Below are 14,562 nucleotides of genomic sequence, written 5' to 3'. Positions count from 1 at the left end.
GTTCATGACAACATGCTAGCATGAACAAACTTAAGAATATATAAATTTTTTATAGAGAATTATAGAATTTTATAGGGTTTAAGTTGCTGTTGGTTGCCCACATCGCTGAGTTGAAAAAAGAACAAGAAGTCTATGACATTCTAGCCGAGCGCAAAAAGCCCCGCTAAAACCACCTTCAAGGAAACCGCCCGCTAATGCGGAGCGGACTCTGTTTACAATACAAGCGCACAAATTCGCTATAACAGCGCACGAATGGGAGCGAATCAGAGAAACCAGACTTCGAAACAGCCACAAACAAAGCTAAAGAGTTGCGCAACAGCGATGCATTTTACAAAAAGGCTAGACCCATCGATTTTAAACTCCTTTTGCATGACCTAGGGCTAAAATTAAAGCGCGCCCCAAAAGATGATGCCATCCAAGATGAAGCTCTTTTAGATCCTCAGGAGCGGGTTATACTGATTTTAGATGACGACAAGCCCCTATCTAGGAAGTTCTTTTCAATAGCGCATGAGATTGGACATTGGGTATTGCATTCAAGAGATCAAGTACGATCCCGCGCTGTGAGCTATGAGCAATTAGACCCCGTGCGCAAAATAGAGGAGCAAGAGGCTAACGCTTTCGCTGCGGAATTGTTAATGCCCTATGATGAAGTCGCTTCGTGCATACTTTGGGGGTATGACATTGCCGACCTCAAAGGGTATTTTAATGTCTCTTATGAGTTTGCCGCACACCGCTACAACTTTGTTTCGATCATGGAACTTTGATGGATGATTTTGATAGCGAATTAGAAAAAGGGCAGATTAGAGCCACGGAGCGTCGGTCTGTCAAGATTTTTGAAAGGGCTCTCTGGATGCTCCCCCTTGTTGCAGGCAGGGCGTTGTTTAGTTACTTGCCCTTAGCAGTGTCCTATATTTTTAAAGATAGTGCTGGCCACAATTTTCAAGTGTCCTTGTTTCTGTCTCTAGGGTTTGTTTTCATTGCACAAATCAATGACCTCCCTTCTATTTGTAAACAGGGCAATTTTGCTAAAGCTAGGGGGCGGTGGATTTCCCTCTTTTATGCCCTAAGGGTATTTTTGGGCATTTGTAGTCTAGCCATCTACGCAGCTAAGCCGTCTTTATATGCCGGTGTTTATATGGAAGAAACTAGAGAAGAACATGTTAAGTATGCGCAAGAAATCGCCCCAAGAGAAGCTTTCAAGAGAAGCTTTTAAACACTTTTTGAAATAGAGGTCAGTAGGTGCGCCACACATGCGCCCCCGAAACCCTGCAGAGACCTATCCATCTTCACGGGGCGTTTTTACCCTACCCCAAAATTACTAAAAGCGCGTAGCAGACAGAAAAGCTAAAATATACTATAATGCCCGTGCCATGTCTTTCTATATCCATGGCATCTTTCTCTTGTGCCTCTGCGAGGTGAAATCTCCTATTTCCCCCTCGCTGGGCATAGTCGCAATTCACACTAGCCAACGCTTTAGCGCAGACTAAGGCACCGCGAGCCATCTCTTTCTACCACCGGTAGTCGAGCGAGATTACTGTACCCACTTGCACCTTAAAGCCCACGCGCCCTCAAAGAGGACATTCTAGTTCCTCCATTTCCTCATATCACAGATCAGCTCTAATGCGCGCTTTTTCACGCCTTTAGGGCGAAAATTCATCTTTAACCTTAAGAAAAAATCTTAAGCCTTTTTTTCTTTGAGAAAAATTTTATAATGCGCGCGCCGATCGCTTGAGTCGACCCATTCAATGTGGTTGTACTGTGTGGTGCGCCCGCAGACGCGCGCGCGCAAGCACAACATATTGTTTGATTATAACTTTGGACGCTTAAAATTTGTTTAATCGCCTTAAAACTAGCTTAAAAAATGTTGGCATATCTCTTTTTAAGCGCGCATTCAAGGTGGTTAAAAGAAATACATAAAAAATTTTTTTATTCTGCATTTCTTTTTTTATGTGCCCATTTTTTTAAGCAAAGCGCGCCCCAATCTTAAAACAAGAATTTTTTTTATTTAAGTAAAATTTAAGCAAAAAAAATTGGGCATAAAAACCCCTGTAGTTTTGTTCTCTAAAAAAAACGCTAGAGAGGTGCGCGACATTTTTAAAGCAAAAAAACAACAACAAGCCACTTAAGTTAAATTAGCTCATTAGTTTTTTCAAAGATCGCATAGCACAAGGCTACAAAGGCCAAAGGCAAAACCGCTAGCGGCGGACGCGTCCTATTTGTTTAAAGGCAAAGGCAAAGGTTGGTGGATTCATCTGGCATGCGTGGTCGGTATCCCCCTAAGCAAGTCGATCCACTCTACCTCCATTAGCCACTCTCGGCTAAAATCAACAGCGGTGGGACTAAGCCTAGGGTAAGTCCACTGCCCATACCCCTAAGCATCTAAGGCAGTTTGCTACCTTCTCGGGATGGGTCGGTCCCATCACTCTACAACACTTAGGTGGACTAGGCCACTATGGATATATAAGCTTTTTTTAGCTAACATGTCAACATGATTAAAGAAGAGAGTGTAAAAGTTCCCCCCGGTAAGCGTAAAGCGACAAGGGTAAGACATGGTGCTCTTTGTAAAGTCTTCCGTGGCATTGATAATCGCCCCATCGGCGTTATCTAGGCTTGGTTTTTCTTAAAAGCCTCTTGTGCGGCAACTTTGCTTTTCTCTTTGAAAAAAAGGCGCAAGGCCTCAATGAGAGTGGATTTACCGGCATTGGTTTCGCCAAAAAGGGCGATGGTAACTTCTGGGTTATCCCTTTGCTCCAAGCGTGCTAGTTGATCTAAACTCTTAGTTTTATGCGTCTCAAAGTCTGCACCTGCACCCTTTAACCATCCTACAAAAACCTCACGGCTCTTAGGTGCACTAAATGCTCAAAAAACCATTCAATCCATTTAAGGATATTTAAGTTATTTTTCGTAAATTTTCTCATCGTGTCTATCAGAACGCCAACGAAATTTTTACAGGAGTGAACACTACTCCGCTATCCCTTAGAGTTTGCACTACATCAGGGAATACTTTTCTTAAGATGCCAATAGCACCATTAACATCGGCATTTAAAAACTTACCCGTGCTAGATTTAAAAAGACCTCGTTTAACGCGTTTGCCTAAATATTGCTCGTGATGTTGCATAGACTCATTAGCAAGGTGGTCGCACTTACTGGTATAATTCTCTTCAGTGAGAATCAAATCTATCCCAGCAAGCTCGCACTTATAGGCTAATTTGTCTAAGAAAGACTGATAAGGGATAGAAACAAAGTTTTGATTATTTCTCTTGCCTAGTCCTATCTGTTGTTTCCAGCCATCGTTCTTACCTACAACAATAGTAGAAATGCGGTGCTGTAAGCAGTGTTGGATGAGATAACAACTAGCCTTGTGCATAAAGTTATTAAGTTTGCAGTCCCTCCACAAGGCTAACCTACCTAGTCTTTTAGTCCAAAACCGCTTATTGGACAATTTAGCTTTAGCTTGGTAATGCGCTTTGAGTTTGTTAAACCACTGATTGACAGACTTAACACCTCCGCCCTTGATAATAAAAGGTCTAGTTTGATTATCTATTGCAGTTACGAAGTTATTAAGCCCTAGATCAATGCCAAGAAAACCTTCGCCTTGCGCTTGTGGCGTTTGTGTAGTTTGTTCGTGGATCACTTCCACGATAAAACAAGTAGTCTTAGGGATGAAGCGCACTTGCTTTATCCTAGAAGTAGTTCGATCAACTTTAGTGATTAATCGTTTGAGATTAGCTCTTTCTGGGAATTTGATTTTAGTAAGAGTGCCTTTGGTAAAAGAGATTTGTTGGTTAGTGCAAACCCCCACAGCTACGCCCTCTTGTCCTCTAGGCTTAAACTTAGGGATTTTAGGACGAGAAAAGAATTTAGAGGGTTTAGCTCTGTAAGCTTTAATCGCTTTAAAGTAAGACTTCCAGTTTTGGCACAATAGCATAATAGTTTGCTGGGCACTTTGAGCAGGCAAGGCTCTATAGTCTCTTTGGTTTTCCTTAACAAAACGATTAATCAAATCATAAGCAGTCGGTAACTTGAACCCAGCCAAGTAATGCTCTCTAAGAATAAAATTAGCATAGTTGTAGAGATTTTTAGATAGGTGACAGAAACGCCAAATTCGTTTAAACGATGGGTGGTTAGGCTTGATGATATGCCGTTCAGTCAGTTGCATCGCTTTCACCATTAAGTGCTTCAATCAGACTAGGATTAGCTCTAGCTTCTATCAATAGCTTCTTAGCAATCCTTCGTTTAGAATACATTTTCATAGAAAAAGAATGGATTGTCTGCATAATATCCTCAAAGAGTTCTTGTTCTAAGCTCTTAGACTCACAGGAGTTAATGACGATGATCTGAGTGCCATAATCACTAAATAGTCTTTCTACCAATTCATAGCTTAGTCTAGCTAGTCTATCCTTGTAAGAAACATAGACTGCTTGGATTTTATAGTCCATTACATCATAGAGCAAGTCAATAAAGCCTTTTCTATCTAAAGTCATCCCGCTCTTAATGTCAGAATAGATTTTATTTACGCTAATGCCCTTAGCATTCAAGTAAGCAAGGCTGTTATCAATCTGGTTTTGCAAGTCCTGTTTTTGTTTAGCAGTAGAAACGCGGGCATAAACAACATTCCAGCGCCCATCCTCAATCCCTAGAAGTTTATAGACATCCGCATCGTAGTATTTATAATAACCATTGGGTTCTTGTTCGACTCGTATTTTCCCATCTCTAACATACTTCCAAAGAGTAACACGGCTGATTTTAAGGAGTTTGAGAACTTCTTTAGATTTCATTAAGATATGTTTTCCATTATTTCTTTTATGATTTTAGGGTGTAAAATTTTACCGGAATGATAGGGCAAGACTTGTCTAACCTTGCCTTTTAAATAAATCCTATGACTACCTTTCTGTCTCAACAAAATAAACCCATTTTGCAATAATAACTTTTCTGCTTCTTTAGCTGTTAGTCCAATTCAGACATTCAAAGCCGCTTCAATAGGGGCTATTAAAGAACTTTGCTTTAATACACAAGCGCGCTCATCATCGTCCAAGCTCTCTAAATAAAGCTCGATAGCTTCCTTAATATTTTTTAGAGCTTCTTCGTAACTATCCCCTTGCGATACACAGCCTTTCAAAGAAGGAACAAAAGCAAAATACCCAAACTCGTCCTTCTCAATGATAGCGTTCAGAATCACTAAATAACCTTTAAATGAATTTCTTATGATTATACATATAATATACTTTAATAAAATTCAAATTGAAAGGTTCATCATACACTCGTAGCTTTTTCTAAGCTATTCCTTATGCAACTCAGTTGCGCTCCCACATCTGTTGACATCTAGTCCTGCCTAGCTTTTTCATCCTCAATAATTCCTCTAACCAAAACATACGCCCCATACTCCAATAATCCAAAAAGCAAGGCGATATTCAAGGCTCTTTGCTGATAATAGTTAAGAAAAGGAATACCTAAAAGCGCGATGTTTGCGAGCAAAGAGGAACAAAGCACCCTGCTTTGTGGGGGCTTTAGCGCGCGAGAGATAAAGCGGGAGTGCTTACAAATGCACCATTCTAGCATAGGGCTTAGGAATATCAATCTCTTGCCCTAAACTCAGAGCGGCGTTAAAACACCAAAAGGGGTTTTTGAGCAGAGCGCGCGCTAAATAGATTGCATCCACCACTTGGCTAGCGATGAGCTTTTGTGCCATTTTGGGTTCTTCAAGCAACCCACCCCCGATGGTGGGCTTGCCTAACGCTTCTTTGAGATAGTCCGCATAAGGGATTTGATAACCCGGATAAGTCTTAATGGGAGCTTCTAGCACGCCCCCACTACTCACATCCAAAGCATCATAAAGAGAGCTTAAGGGCTCTAAGAGTTGGGCTATAGTTTGGGGAGTGTTGCCCTCTTTGTGGTAGTCTGTAGCCGAGATACGCACCAAAAGAGGTAAATCTATGGCTTCTCTTAGGGTTTGCAAGATTTCTTGTAAGAGCAATGCCCGATTTTTGCCATAAACATCGCTTCTTTGGTTGCTTAAGGGGGATAAAAAGCTACTGAGCAAATACCCATGTGCGGCGTGGATTTCGATTGCATCAAAGCCGGCTTGCTTTGCCCTCAATCCTGCTTGTTTAAACCCTAAAATGACCTGCTTAATGTCTTGTGTATCCATTTCTTTAGGCATGGCGTATTGTTCACTAAAGCGCAGGGCGCAGGGGGCTAAAAGTGGGGTGTCTTTTAACACCCCCTTTCTGCCTGCATGTCCAATTTGCAGTGCTACCTTAGAGCCGTGTTTATGGCACTCTTGCACAATTTGTGCCAAGCCCTCTACATGCTCTTGTTCATAAATACCCAGATCCCCCGGATCAATGCGCCCATTAGCACTCACCGCTGCTACTTCAAAGATGATCAAGCCTACCTGCCCGATCGCACGAGCGATGTAGTGGTGGGTGTGCCAGTCATTAACATAACCATTTTGCGCGCTGTATTGATCCATAGGTGCCATCACCACGCGGTTTTTGATCTCTAAATCCTTAATTTTCCACGGGCTAAATAATAGGGTTTTTTTTGGCATTTGTCTTCCTTAAAACTAATGTGCTCTAGACTTCTGCGCTCGCCACCGCCTGCGCGTGCGCGATCAAGGGCTCGATCACGGGGTCTAGGTTGCCTGAGAGCATGATCTCCTCTAGGCTATAAAGAGTTAGATTAATGCGGTGATCGCTCAAGCGGTTTTGTGGGTAATTATAGGTGCGGATGCGCTCACTGCGATCCCCACTGCCCACCTGCATTTTGCGCTCCTGCGAGTGGGCTTGTTGTTGCTCCTCAATCTGCTTTTCATACAAACGGGCTTTTAAAATCTTTAGGGCTTTGTCCTTGTTTTTATGTTGGGATTTTTCATCCTGCATAGAAACGCTGATTCCACTAGGCACATGTGTAATTCTTACAGCTGAATCAGTAGTATTCACACATTGCCCCCCATGCCCGCCCGCTCTAAAAACCTCAATGCGCAAATCGCTCGGGTTAATATTGATCTCCACATCGTCCGCTTCAGGCATGATCGCCACAGTGATGGCTGAGGTGTGGATACGCCCCTGCGATTCGGTCTCTGGCACGCGTTGCACGCGGTGCGTGCCCGCTTCAAATTTCAGGCGCGAATACACCCCCTGCCCCTTGATGAGCGCGATCATTTCTTTATACCCCCCCACGCTATTTTCACTGGAGCTGACAATTTCCACCTTCCAACGCTTTAAATCCGCATAACGGCAATAGGCTTTAAAGAGATCGCCCACAAAAATCCCCGCCTCATCGCCCCCTGTGCCCGCGCGCAATTCCAAATAAATATTTTTATTGTCATTAGGGTCTTTGGGGATGAGCAAAATTTTAATGCGCTCTTCTAGGGCTTTGCTTTGCTCCTCTAGGATTTTAAGCTCCTCTTTGGCTAATTCGCCTAGCTCTTTATCCTCTAGTAATGCCTTGTTTTCTTGAATGGAGTCTAGCACGCCTAGATACTCTTTTGCCTGCACAGCAAGCTCCTCTAAGCTGGCTTGTTCTTTGCTCAGTTCTCTTAGGCGTTTGACATCCCCTAAGATTTCAGGCTGGGCAAGAGAGTGAGCGAGCGCATCATAGCGCGCCACAACTTCTTTTAGTTTAGTAGAGAGCACGATTTAAGCGTTAGCCAGAGCGATCTTTTTCACACTCGCGTTCAAGCGCGACACCTTCCTAGACGCGGTGTTTTTCTTTAAAACGCCTTTGCTCACGAATTTATGCAATTCTTTATTCGCCACTTTAAGGGATTCTTGGGCTTTAGGGAGATCATTATGCGCCACCGCTTCGCGCACCGCTTTGATGATATTTTTCAGGCGGGTTTTATAAAAGCGGTTGCGTTCGGTGCGCTTAATAGTTTGACGGATTCGCTTTTGCGCGGATTTATGATTAGCCATGCACTTAATCCTTTTATCAAAAATAGTGTGTTAGAATTGTAGCTTTATCTTAATTAAAGAGAACTAAATTTTGGGGCGCGCATGATTTTTGGCACGGATGGGGTCAGGGGCAGGGCGGGTGTGGAGATCACGCCCATGTTTGTGATGCAACTAGGCATCGCTGCTGGGCTCTACTTTCGCAAACAAGCCATCAGCAATAAAATCTTAGTGGGCAAGGACACGCGCCGCAGTGGTTATATGATTGAAAACGCCCTAGTGAGTGCGCTTACCAGCGTGGGCTATGATGTGATTCAAATTGGTCCTATGCCCACGCCCGCTATCGCCTTTTTGACCGAAAACATGCGCTGTGATGCGGGGGTGATGATTAGCGCTAGTCATAACCCTTTTGAAGACAATGGGATCAAGTTTTTCGATCGCTTCGGTTATAAACTCCAAAGGGAGAGCGAATTACAGATTGAAAAAATCTTTGCTGACACTAAGCGCGTCGAGCAGAGTTGCCAATCTGGGCTAGAGATTGGGAGTGCCAAACGCATTGATGATGTGGTAGGGCGCTACATCGTGCATTTAAAAAATTCCTTTCCCAAACATCTCAATTTGCAGGGCATGCGCGTAGTCATTGACACAGCTAATGGAGCAGGCTACAAGGTCGCCCCTGTGGTCTTTAGCGAGCTGGGCGCAGATGTGATTGTGATCAATGATGAGCCCAATGGGAGCAATATCAACGCGCAATGTGGCGCGCTCTATCCTTTAGAGTTAAGCCAAGAGGTCAAACGCTACCGCGCGGATTTAGGTATTGCCTTAGATGGAGATGCCGATCGGCTGGTGGTGGTGGATAACACCGGCGTGGTGGTGCCCGGGGATAAACTCATTGGCGCGCTCGCCCTTTATAATTATAAGCGTAACGCATTGAGTAATGCTAGCATTGTGGCAACCACGATGAGCAATCTCTCTTTAGAGGAGTATCTTAAACAACATCATATCGGGGTGGTGTTTTGCGATGTGGGGGACAAATGCGTGAGCGCGGCGATGCAAGCGCATAACTTGAGTTTTGGAGCAGAGCAGAGTGGGCATCTCATCTTTGGGGATTATTCTAAAACAGGCGATGGGATCATGGGCGCGTTGCAGGTCGCCGCGCTGGTGGTAGAGAGCAAACAGCCTAGTAGCAAGGTGCTCAACCCCTTTAATCTCTACCCCCAAGTGTTAGAAAATGTGCGCGTGAAAGACAAAAAGCCCTTAGACAAATTACCCGGGTTTACTGAAAAATTGCAGGCTTTAGAAAAGGCGCATATCCGTCATCTCATCCGCTACTCAGGCACAGAAAATCTCTTACGCATTTTGCTAGAGGGCAAGGAGCGCGTTCTACTAGAAAATAAAGCCAAAGAGCTCAAAGCCTTTTTACAAGAGCAACTACTTTGAGTGTTACGCCTTTTAAGCGCGCGCTGTTTTGGTTTGTAGGGGTGGGGTTATTAGCCATGCTGTGCGATCAAGCCATCAAGCAGTGGATTTTACAGGGCTTTAGAGCAGAGGGTCCTGTGATCTCTATCGTGCTAGCCTACAATAAAGGCGTGGCTTTTTCTATGCTGGAGTTTTTAGGACCTTGGCTCAAGTATTTGCAAACCCTCTTAATCATAGGCATGGTAATCATGCTCTTATCCCAACGCGCTTTTTTTCTACAAGCCCATATCCCTTTTGGGTTAGTTTTGGGGGCGGGGAGCTCCAATCTACTCGATCGCTTCGTGCATGGGCATGTGATTGATTATGTCTATTGGCATTATAAATTTGATTTTGCGGTGTTCAATTTAGCCGATGTGCTCATTGATGTGGGTGTGGGTTTGTTGTTGCTAGACGCGCTCAAACAAAGTTTAAGCAAGCGCAAAAGCTTTAAGGCAAAAGACCAACACAATCAGGTATAATTCCCGCCTTTAGCAATTCCTATAAAATTGTGGTCGCGTAGCTCAGTGGTAGAGCACTACCTTGACATGGTAGGGGTCGCTGGTTCAAGTCCAGTCGGGACCACCATAACCCATAAACTCAACGCCTTTTATAGCTCTTACCCCCTCATAGCGCATGGGGCTGTTTATTGGGTGTTTTGCGCAACAACAAATACAGCACGCACGCGCTCACAAAAGTAGCCGTAGCATACCAATTTGCACCCAAATCCTTAGAGATCAACACCCCATGATAAGCTAAAATGCCCACTAGACTCGCGCCAAACCACGCCACCAGTCCGGCCGCCTTGAAGGCGGGTGCACTTAAGGCATTGCGCACATCTTGCTCGTAATTGGGCGCGCTTAAAATATGCACCAAAGCGATTGCCACCCACGCCACCACAAAGATACCTTGATAAGCTAAAGCGGTAAGTAGATAGGCAAACATGTCTATTAACATGAGCAAAAACACTACTGCTCCGACTAAGACCGCCCAAATGTATTTGGAAAAATCCAGCCCCAAAACCTCCTTAAAAAAGGCTTGCATGTTGGTCGCGCCCAAGAAGTAGTTAGCCGTGTTGATGCGCGCTTGGGTGATGATCACAAAGAGCAGTCCAAAAATGCCCAGCAATTCAATGAAGGCAAAAGCGACCGCGGACTCCGAAGTGGCTAATTTAGGCATGGTGCTCACCAAGTAAATGCCTACCAACGCCGAGAGCACAAAGGCGACTAAGTAAAAGGGTGCGCCAAAGGTGATAAAGGCGTGAAACTTAACATCTTCTCTTTTGCCAAAGCGCGCGAAGTCAAAGGTATACATCATCAACACCCACACGCCCATGTAATATACTGCTACATGCCACCAGCCAAAGGGGGGCGCGTTTTTAGGTCCCATGTGTAACCACGCTTCATTATAACCATAGGTGCTAGTCGCATAGATCACAGAAGCCACTAGCCCTAAGAGGTACAAGGGCAAGAGCACCCCGTTAAATTTATCTAACCAGTGTTGCACCGAGCCAAAGATCAAGGGCACGGAAAAAGCCACGATGATCAAGCACGCCCCCCAGTGGGGCAGAGCGGGGAATTTATGCGTGGCTGCTAGCGCAATCACATACCCTTCAAAAACGGCGTAGTAAATGGCAGTAGCAAAGAAAATCAAGGTAGCTAGGGCAGCCCCCTTACTTCCAAAGAGCACGCGTGAAAATAGGGCGACAGAAAGACCGCTCTTAGCCGCATAGCTAGAGATAAACGCGTTGATGAGAGAATACGCTACTACGGTGATGAGCAACCCGATCAGGGCATTTTTGGTGCCATAGGCTTGTGCCATCGCCACCCCCACCACCACATAAAACAAAGCCGAACAAACCCCCCACCAAGACATCATCAAAGAACCCCGTGAGGCTTTTCTCTCCTGCGTAACTACAAAAGTGGATTCATCCTCTGTATGCTTATGGGCTAAGTCCTCATGGTGTGTGGGCATGGCATCTCCTTTAACTCAAACTCTCAATCATCTTGGCAATCTTGTCTTGATAGGCTTTGCGCGCCACTAGAGCTTGCTCCATATCTACGGCTTTAAAGCGCACTTTTTGATTAGGCGCAAACTGCCCTAGGCGATCCAAATCGCAACTAATCAGCGTGCAATACATTGCAAATCCGCCCCCACTGGGCGCGTCCCTTTGCAAGACTATGGGTTCATTGCCCCCGGGAGCTTGCATCGAGCCCACCGGGTAGCAAGCATCGGGGATATTGCTCGGATTTGAGCCCGCGCCAAAGGGCTGGGGCAAATCTTTATAGGTGAATTTCTGCCCGTTTTTAAAGCGATAGCCCAGCCTATCTGCCTGCGTGGAGACGACATAGACATCGTTAAAGAGATTGTGCAAACTCTGTTGCGTGAGCTTGTAATCCTGCAGTCCCAAGATCACGCGCAAAACCTCCACTTCTTCTAGGTGTAGATGAAACTCTGGGGCTAGGCTCTTGCTACTGGGCTTGCCCATAGGTTTGCCAATTTGGAGCACATCGCCCTCCTCAAGTTTACGCCCCTTAAAACCCCCAATGCTCCCTAGCGGATAGGTGGAGCGCGAGCCCATCACTACGGGCACATCCACCCCTCCAGCCATAGCGATATAAGCACGCGCGCCCTTTTTGAGATAGCTAAAGCTAAGTTTGCCCCCTGCGGGCACTTTAAGCGCGCTATTGCTGGGCATCTCCTCCCCATTGATAAGCGGGGTGGTGTGCGCGCCAGTTACGGCAATGTAGGTTTCTTGCTCAAATTCTAATTCGGGTGCCATTAAAGCCACCTCTAAAGCCGCGGCGTTTTTATCATTGCCCACCAAGACATTAGCCGCGATGAAAGAGGCTTGATCGAGCGCGCCTCCGGGGGGAATGCCCAAATGGTAGTAACCATAACGCCCCAAATCCTCTACATAAGTCGCAATGCCCGGCTTGATCACTTTAAAAGAGCTCATGCTAACACCTCCAAGATTTTTTGGTTATAGGCTTTGGGGTCGCTTTGCCACTCTTGCAAAGAAAAGCGTGTAGGGCGGATTTTGAGATCAAAAGTGCCTGCCTCTACCTCTTTGACATATTGATCATACTCGGCTTGCGTGCAGGGGGTGAATTTGATAATGTCCCCGGGGTTTAAAAACACCATGCTCTCTTTAAAATAGGGCAATCTCTGCTTGGGGTCCCACACGGGCGCGGGCGTGATCCCCATCATCTGATACCCTCCACCCCCGCGCACCGCATAAATGCACCCAAAGCACCCCCCATGCCCGATGGTCAGCGCCGGGGTATCAATGCGCGCAATCGCATACTTGGGCACTTCTATTTGGGCTTGGCGTTCTACAAGCTGGTAAAGCCAAGGCAGTCCGGCTACAAAGCCTATCATACTCACAAACCAAGGGCTCTGTGAGTGCGCCTTGATAAACGCCTCTATACTGTCATAGTTATTGATCTGGCGGGCGTATTCAATGTCGGTAATATTGGGGTCTAGGGTGGATCCGGGCTCTCTGCATTGGTGGTTATTGCGGAAACGCATTTGGCATTCATAAGTATAAGGGTCGTTGTAAAAAACGGGCATTTCAATCAGGCGGGTTTGAATCTCTGTGCGCGCCCCTACAACCTCTTTTTCTAGGGATTTTAAAATCTCTAAGGCTTTGGTGTGGGGTAAAATATCCGGATTAAAGGCGATCATATAGGACGCGTTAGCCGGGCAAATTTCGGTGATGCCCTCCACTTGCATTTCCCTCAAGCGATTGCAAATCGCCATGGCTAGAAAAAACGCCTCTAAAGACATCCCCTCCTCGCTCACCTCTACAAATAAAAAAGTGTCCCCCCCAAAGCTGTATCTAAACGCCATTTTTAGCCTCCTGCTGGTAGTTTTCTAAAAAGTTAATGTCGTAATCGCCCTTTTGGATATGCGGGTTACCCAACAGCTCCTTAAAAAGCCCGATGGTGGTTTTCACCCCCTCAATTTTAAGCTCATTTAAAGCTCTTTTGAGCTTATTTAGGGCTAGGGGGCGGCTTCGATCATAGACAATGAGTTTAGCAATGAGCGAGTCGTAAAAAGGGGGGATGATGCGCCCGCTAAAGAGCATGCTATCCAAGCGCACGCCCAAACCGGTGGGGCATTGTAATTTAGTGATCTCCCCGGGACTGGGGAAAAAATTATTTTGGGGGTCTTCGGCGTTAATTCTTACCTCCACAGAATGCCCGTGTAAAGAAATGTCTTTTTGTTGGTAGTGCAAACCTTGCCCATCGGCAATGCGCAACATTTGGCGCACAATGTCAATCCCGGTTACCATTTCAGTAATCCCATGCTCGACTTGGATTCGCGTATTCATCTCTAAAAAGTAAAAGCCCTTGCTCTGTGTGTCATAGAGAAACTCCAAAGTGCCCGCCCCGCTATAACCCACATCTGCTGCCATGCGCACCGCACACGCGCACAACGCCTCTCGTGTTTGGGAATCTAGGCTAGGGCTGGGGGCTTCCTCTAGCACCTTTTGCCTGCGCCGCTGCAAAGAACACTCGCGATCGTAAAGGTGAATCACATTGTGCCCATCGCCCAGTATTTGCACCTCAATATGTTTAGCACCTTGCAAGTATTTTTCTAAATACACCCCCCCATTGCCAAAGGCTGCGCGCGCCTCTGCCGTGGCGATCTCAAATTGGGTTTTGAGTTGGGCTTCATCTGCTACAAGCCTAATCCCCTTGCCCCCGCCCCCCGCGATTGCTTTGATCAGTAGGGGGTAACCCACCGCGCGCGCCTCCTGCATGGCTTGATCCACACTCTCTAGCACGGGACTACTTGGCATAATGGGCACTTGGCTTTTTTTAGCCTGCTCTAGGGCTTTAGCCTTATCGCCCATGGTGGCGATAAGCTCACTTGAGGGACCTACAAAAATAATCCCCGCTTCTTCAACTTTTTTAGCAAATTGGGCGTTCTCGCTCAAAAAGCCATAGCCCGGGTGGATGGCATCTACTTTGGCTTGTTTAGCCACCTCAAGCACATTATCAATATTAAGATAACTCTTATGGGCGAGATTCTCCCCCACGCGATAAGACTCATCGGCTAACTGACAAGCAAGGTTGCCCGCATCCGCGTCCGTGTAGATCGCTACGGCTTTCATATTGAGCTCATGGGCGGCTTGGATAATGCGCACTGCGATTTCTCCGCGATTAGCCACCAAAACCTTTTGGATTTTTAAGGGGTGTTCTAGCAT

The 14,562-nt window shown here is 45.8% G+C and carries 16 protein-coding genes and 1 tRNA gene; 5 read left to right on the top strand and 12 right to left on the bottom strand.

Annotated elements, in window-relative coordinates; genetic code table 11:
• The first annotated feature begins 308 nt into the window (after positions 1-308).
• Together EAO33_RS06120 and EAO33_RS06115 are read left to right on the top strand one after the other, a co-directional pair.
• Complete coding sequence (locus EAO33_RS06120; protein ID WP_120945893.1) at positions 309-764, top strand: ImmA/IrrE family metallo-endopeptidase; 456 nt, start codon at positions 309-311, stop codon at positions 762-764.
• The gene (locus EAO33_RS06115; protein WP_120945892.1) at positions 764-1,213 is read left to right on the top strand and encodes a hypothetical protein; all 450 of its coding nucleotides are present in this window, start codon (positions 764-766) and stop codon (positions 1,211-1,213) included. The genes EAO33_RS06120 and EAO33_RS06115 overlap by 1 nt, the downstream gene beginning before the upstream one ends.
• Positions 1,214-2,604: 1,391 nt before the next feature.
• Here the strand turns inward: EAO33_RS06115 and EAO33_RS09490 are convergent.
• From EAO33_RS09490 to rpsT, 8 genes are all read right to left on the bottom strand, one after another.
• Entirely contained in the window at positions 2,605-2,754 is a 150-nt protein-coding gene (locus EAO33_RS09490; protein WP_235853096.1) for a GTPase, read from the bottom strand.
• A gap of 172 nt (positions 2,755-2,926) precedes the next feature.
• Positions 2,927-4,159, bottom strand: coding sequence for an RNA-guided endonuclease InsQ/TnpB family protein (locus EAO33_RS06100; protein WP_120945890.1), 1,233 nt, complete (start codon positions 4,157-4,159; stop codon positions 2,927-2,929).
• Complete coding sequence (locus tag EAO33_RS06095; RefSeq protein WP_120945889.1) at positions 4,146-4,778, bottom strand: IS607 family transposase; 633 nt, start codon at positions 4,776-4,778, stop codon at positions 4,146-4,148. The genes EAO33_RS06100 and EAO33_RS06095 overlap by 14 nt, the downstream gene beginning before the upstream one ends.
• Positions 4,778-4,957 carry a type II toxin-antitoxin system HicA family toxin gene (locus EAO33_RS06090; protein WP_120945888.1) on the bottom strand — a complete coding sequence of 60 codons (180 nt, stop codon included), beginning with the start codon at positions 4,955-4,957 and terminating at the stop codon, positions 4,778-4,780. The genes EAO33_RS06095 and EAO33_RS06090 overlap by 1 nt, the downstream gene beginning before the upstream one ends.
• On the bottom strand, positions 4,958-5,179 hold the full coding sequence (locus EAO33_RS06085; RefSeq protein WP_120945887.1) for a type II toxin-antitoxin system HicB family antitoxin: 222 nt from the start codon (positions 5,177-5,179) through the stop codon (positions 4,958-4,960). It lies immediately after the preceding gene.
• A gap of 357 nt (positions 5,180-5,536) precedes the next feature.
• Positions 5,537-6,550 carry an oxidoreductase gene (locus tag EAO33_RS06075; RefSeq protein WP_120945885.1) on the bottom strand — a complete coding sequence of 338 codons (1,014 nt, stop codon included), beginning with the start codon at positions 6,548-6,550 and terminating at the stop codon, positions 5,537-5,539.
• Between the two features lie 25 nt (positions 6,551-6,575).
• Positions 6,576-7,637 (bottom strand): peptide chain release factor 1, encoded by a 1,062-nt coding sequence (gene prfA, locus EAO33_RS06070; protein WP_120945884.1) that lies wholly within the window; start codon positions 7,635-7,637, stop codon positions 6,576-6,578.
• A gap of 3 nt (positions 7,638-7,640) precedes the next feature.
• Positions 7,641-7,916: a 30S ribosomal protein S20 gene (rpsT, locus tag EAO33_RS06065; protein WP_120945883.1), complete on the bottom strand. Its 276-nt coding sequence runs from the start codon at positions 7,914-7,916 to the stop codon at positions 7,641-7,643.
• An 81-nt stretch (positions 7,917-7,997) separates the two neighbouring features.
• Here rpsT and glmM point away from each other — a divergent pair, with 81 nt between their 5' ends.
• The 3 genes from glmM to EAO33_RS06050 all read left to right on the top strand — a co-directional run bounded on the left by glmM (position 7,998) and on the right by EAO33_RS06050 (position 9,935).
• Positions 7,998-9,332, top strand: a complete 1,335-nt coding sequence (gene glmM, locus EAO33_RS06060) for a phosphoglucosamine mutase (protein WP_120945882.1) — start codon at positions 7,998-8,000, stop codon at positions 9,330-9,332.
• Positions 9,329-9,829 (top strand): signal peptidase II, encoded by a 501-nt coding sequence (gene lspA, locus EAO33_RS06055; RefSeq protein WP_268877469.1) that lies wholly within the window; start codon positions 9,329-9,331, stop codon positions 9,827-9,829. The genes glmM and lspA overlap by 4 nt, the downstream gene beginning before the upstream one ends.
• 31 nt (positions 9,830-9,860) lie before the next feature.
• Positions 9,861-9,935 (top strand) — tRNA-Val (locus EAO33_RS06050).
• A gap of 39 nt (positions 9,936-9,974) precedes the next feature.
• Here the strand turns inward: EAO33_RS06050 and EAO33_RS06045 are convergent.
• The 4 genes from EAO33_RS06045 to EAO33_RS06030 are packed head-to-tail and all read right to left on the bottom strand — an operon-like array spanning position 9,975 to position 14,562.
• Positions 9,975-11,321, bottom strand: coding sequence for a purine-cytosine permease family protein (locus EAO33_RS06045; protein WP_120945881.1), 1,347 nt, complete (start codon positions 11,319-11,321; stop codon positions 9,975-9,977).
• Positions 11,322-11,331: 10 nt separating this feature from the next.
• Complete coding sequence (locus EAO33_RS06040; RefSeq protein WP_120945880.1) at positions 11,332-12,306, bottom strand: 5-oxoprolinase subunit C family protein; 975 nt, start codon at positions 12,304-12,306, stop codon at positions 11,332-11,334.
• Positions 12,303-13,199 carry a 5-oxoprolinase subunit B family protein gene (locus EAO33_RS06035; protein WP_120945879.1) on the bottom strand — a complete coding sequence of 299 codons (897 nt, stop codon included), beginning with the start codon at positions 13,197-13,199 and terminating at the stop codon, positions 12,303-12,305. Before EAO33_RS06035 ends, EAO33_RS06040 begins: the two co-directional genes overlap by 4 nt.
• On the bottom strand, positions 13,189-14,562 hold the full coding sequence (locus tag EAO33_RS06030) for an acetyl-CoA carboxylase biotin carboxylase subunit (RefSeq protein WP_120945878.1): 1,374 nt from the start codon (positions 14,560-14,562) through the stop codon (positions 13,189-13,191). The genes EAO33_RS06035 and EAO33_RS06030 overlap by 11 nt, the downstream gene beginning before the upstream one ends.

It is taken from the genome of Helicobacter labacensis, from assembly GCF_003660285.1.
GTDB classification, from domain to species: Bacteria; Campylobacterota; Campylobacteria; order Campylobacterales; family Helicobacteraceae; genus Helicobacter; species Helicobacter labacensis.
This window is presented reverse-complemented; position numbering and strand designations above follow the sequence as displayed.

What these genes read in the sequence shown, in the direction of transcription:
- EAO33_RS06115 (WP_120945892.1), top strand. Translation starts at nt 764, where the DNA reads ATGGATGATTTTGATAGCGAATTAGAAAAAGGGCAGATTAGAGCCACG.
- EAO33_RS06100 (WP_120945890.1), bottom strand. Translation starts at nt 4,159, where the DNA reads ATGCAACTGACTGAACGGCATATCATCAAGCCTAACCACCCATCGTTT.
- EAO33_RS06095 (WP_120945889.1), bottom strand. Translation starts at nt 4,778, where the DNA reads ATGAAATCTAAAGAAGTTCTCAAACTCCTTAAAATCAGCCGTGTTACT.
- EAO33_RS06075 (WP_120945885.1), bottom strand. Translation starts at nt 6,550, where the DNA reads ATGCCAAAAAAAACCCTATTATTTAGCCCGTGGAAAATTAAGGATTTA.
- rpsT (WP_120945883.1), bottom strand. Translation starts at nt 7,916, where the DNA reads ATGGCTAATCATAAATCCGCGCAAAAGCGAATCCGTCAAACTATTAAG.
- glmM (WP_120945882.1), top strand. Translation starts at nt 7,998, where the DNA reads ATGATTTTTGGCACGGATGGGGTCAGGGGCAGGGCGGGTGTGGAGATC.
- EAO33_RS06045 (WP_120945881.1), bottom strand. Translation starts at nt 11,321, where the DNA reads ATGCCCACACACCATGAGGACTTAGCCCATAAGCATACAGAGGATGAA.
- EAO33_RS06040 (WP_120945880.1), bottom strand. Translation starts at nt 12,306, where the DNA reads ATGAGCTCTTTTAAAGTGATCAAGCCGGGCATTGCGACTTATGTAGAG.
- EAO33_RS06035 (WP_120945879.1), bottom strand. Translation starts at nt 13,199, where the DNA reads ATGGCGTTTAGATACAGCTTTGGGGGGGACACTTTTTTATTTGTAGAG.
- EAO33_RS06030 (WP_120945878.1), bottom strand. Translation starts at nt 14,562, where the DNA reads ATGCTAGAACACCCCTTAAAAATCCAAAAGGTTTTGGTGGCTAATCGC.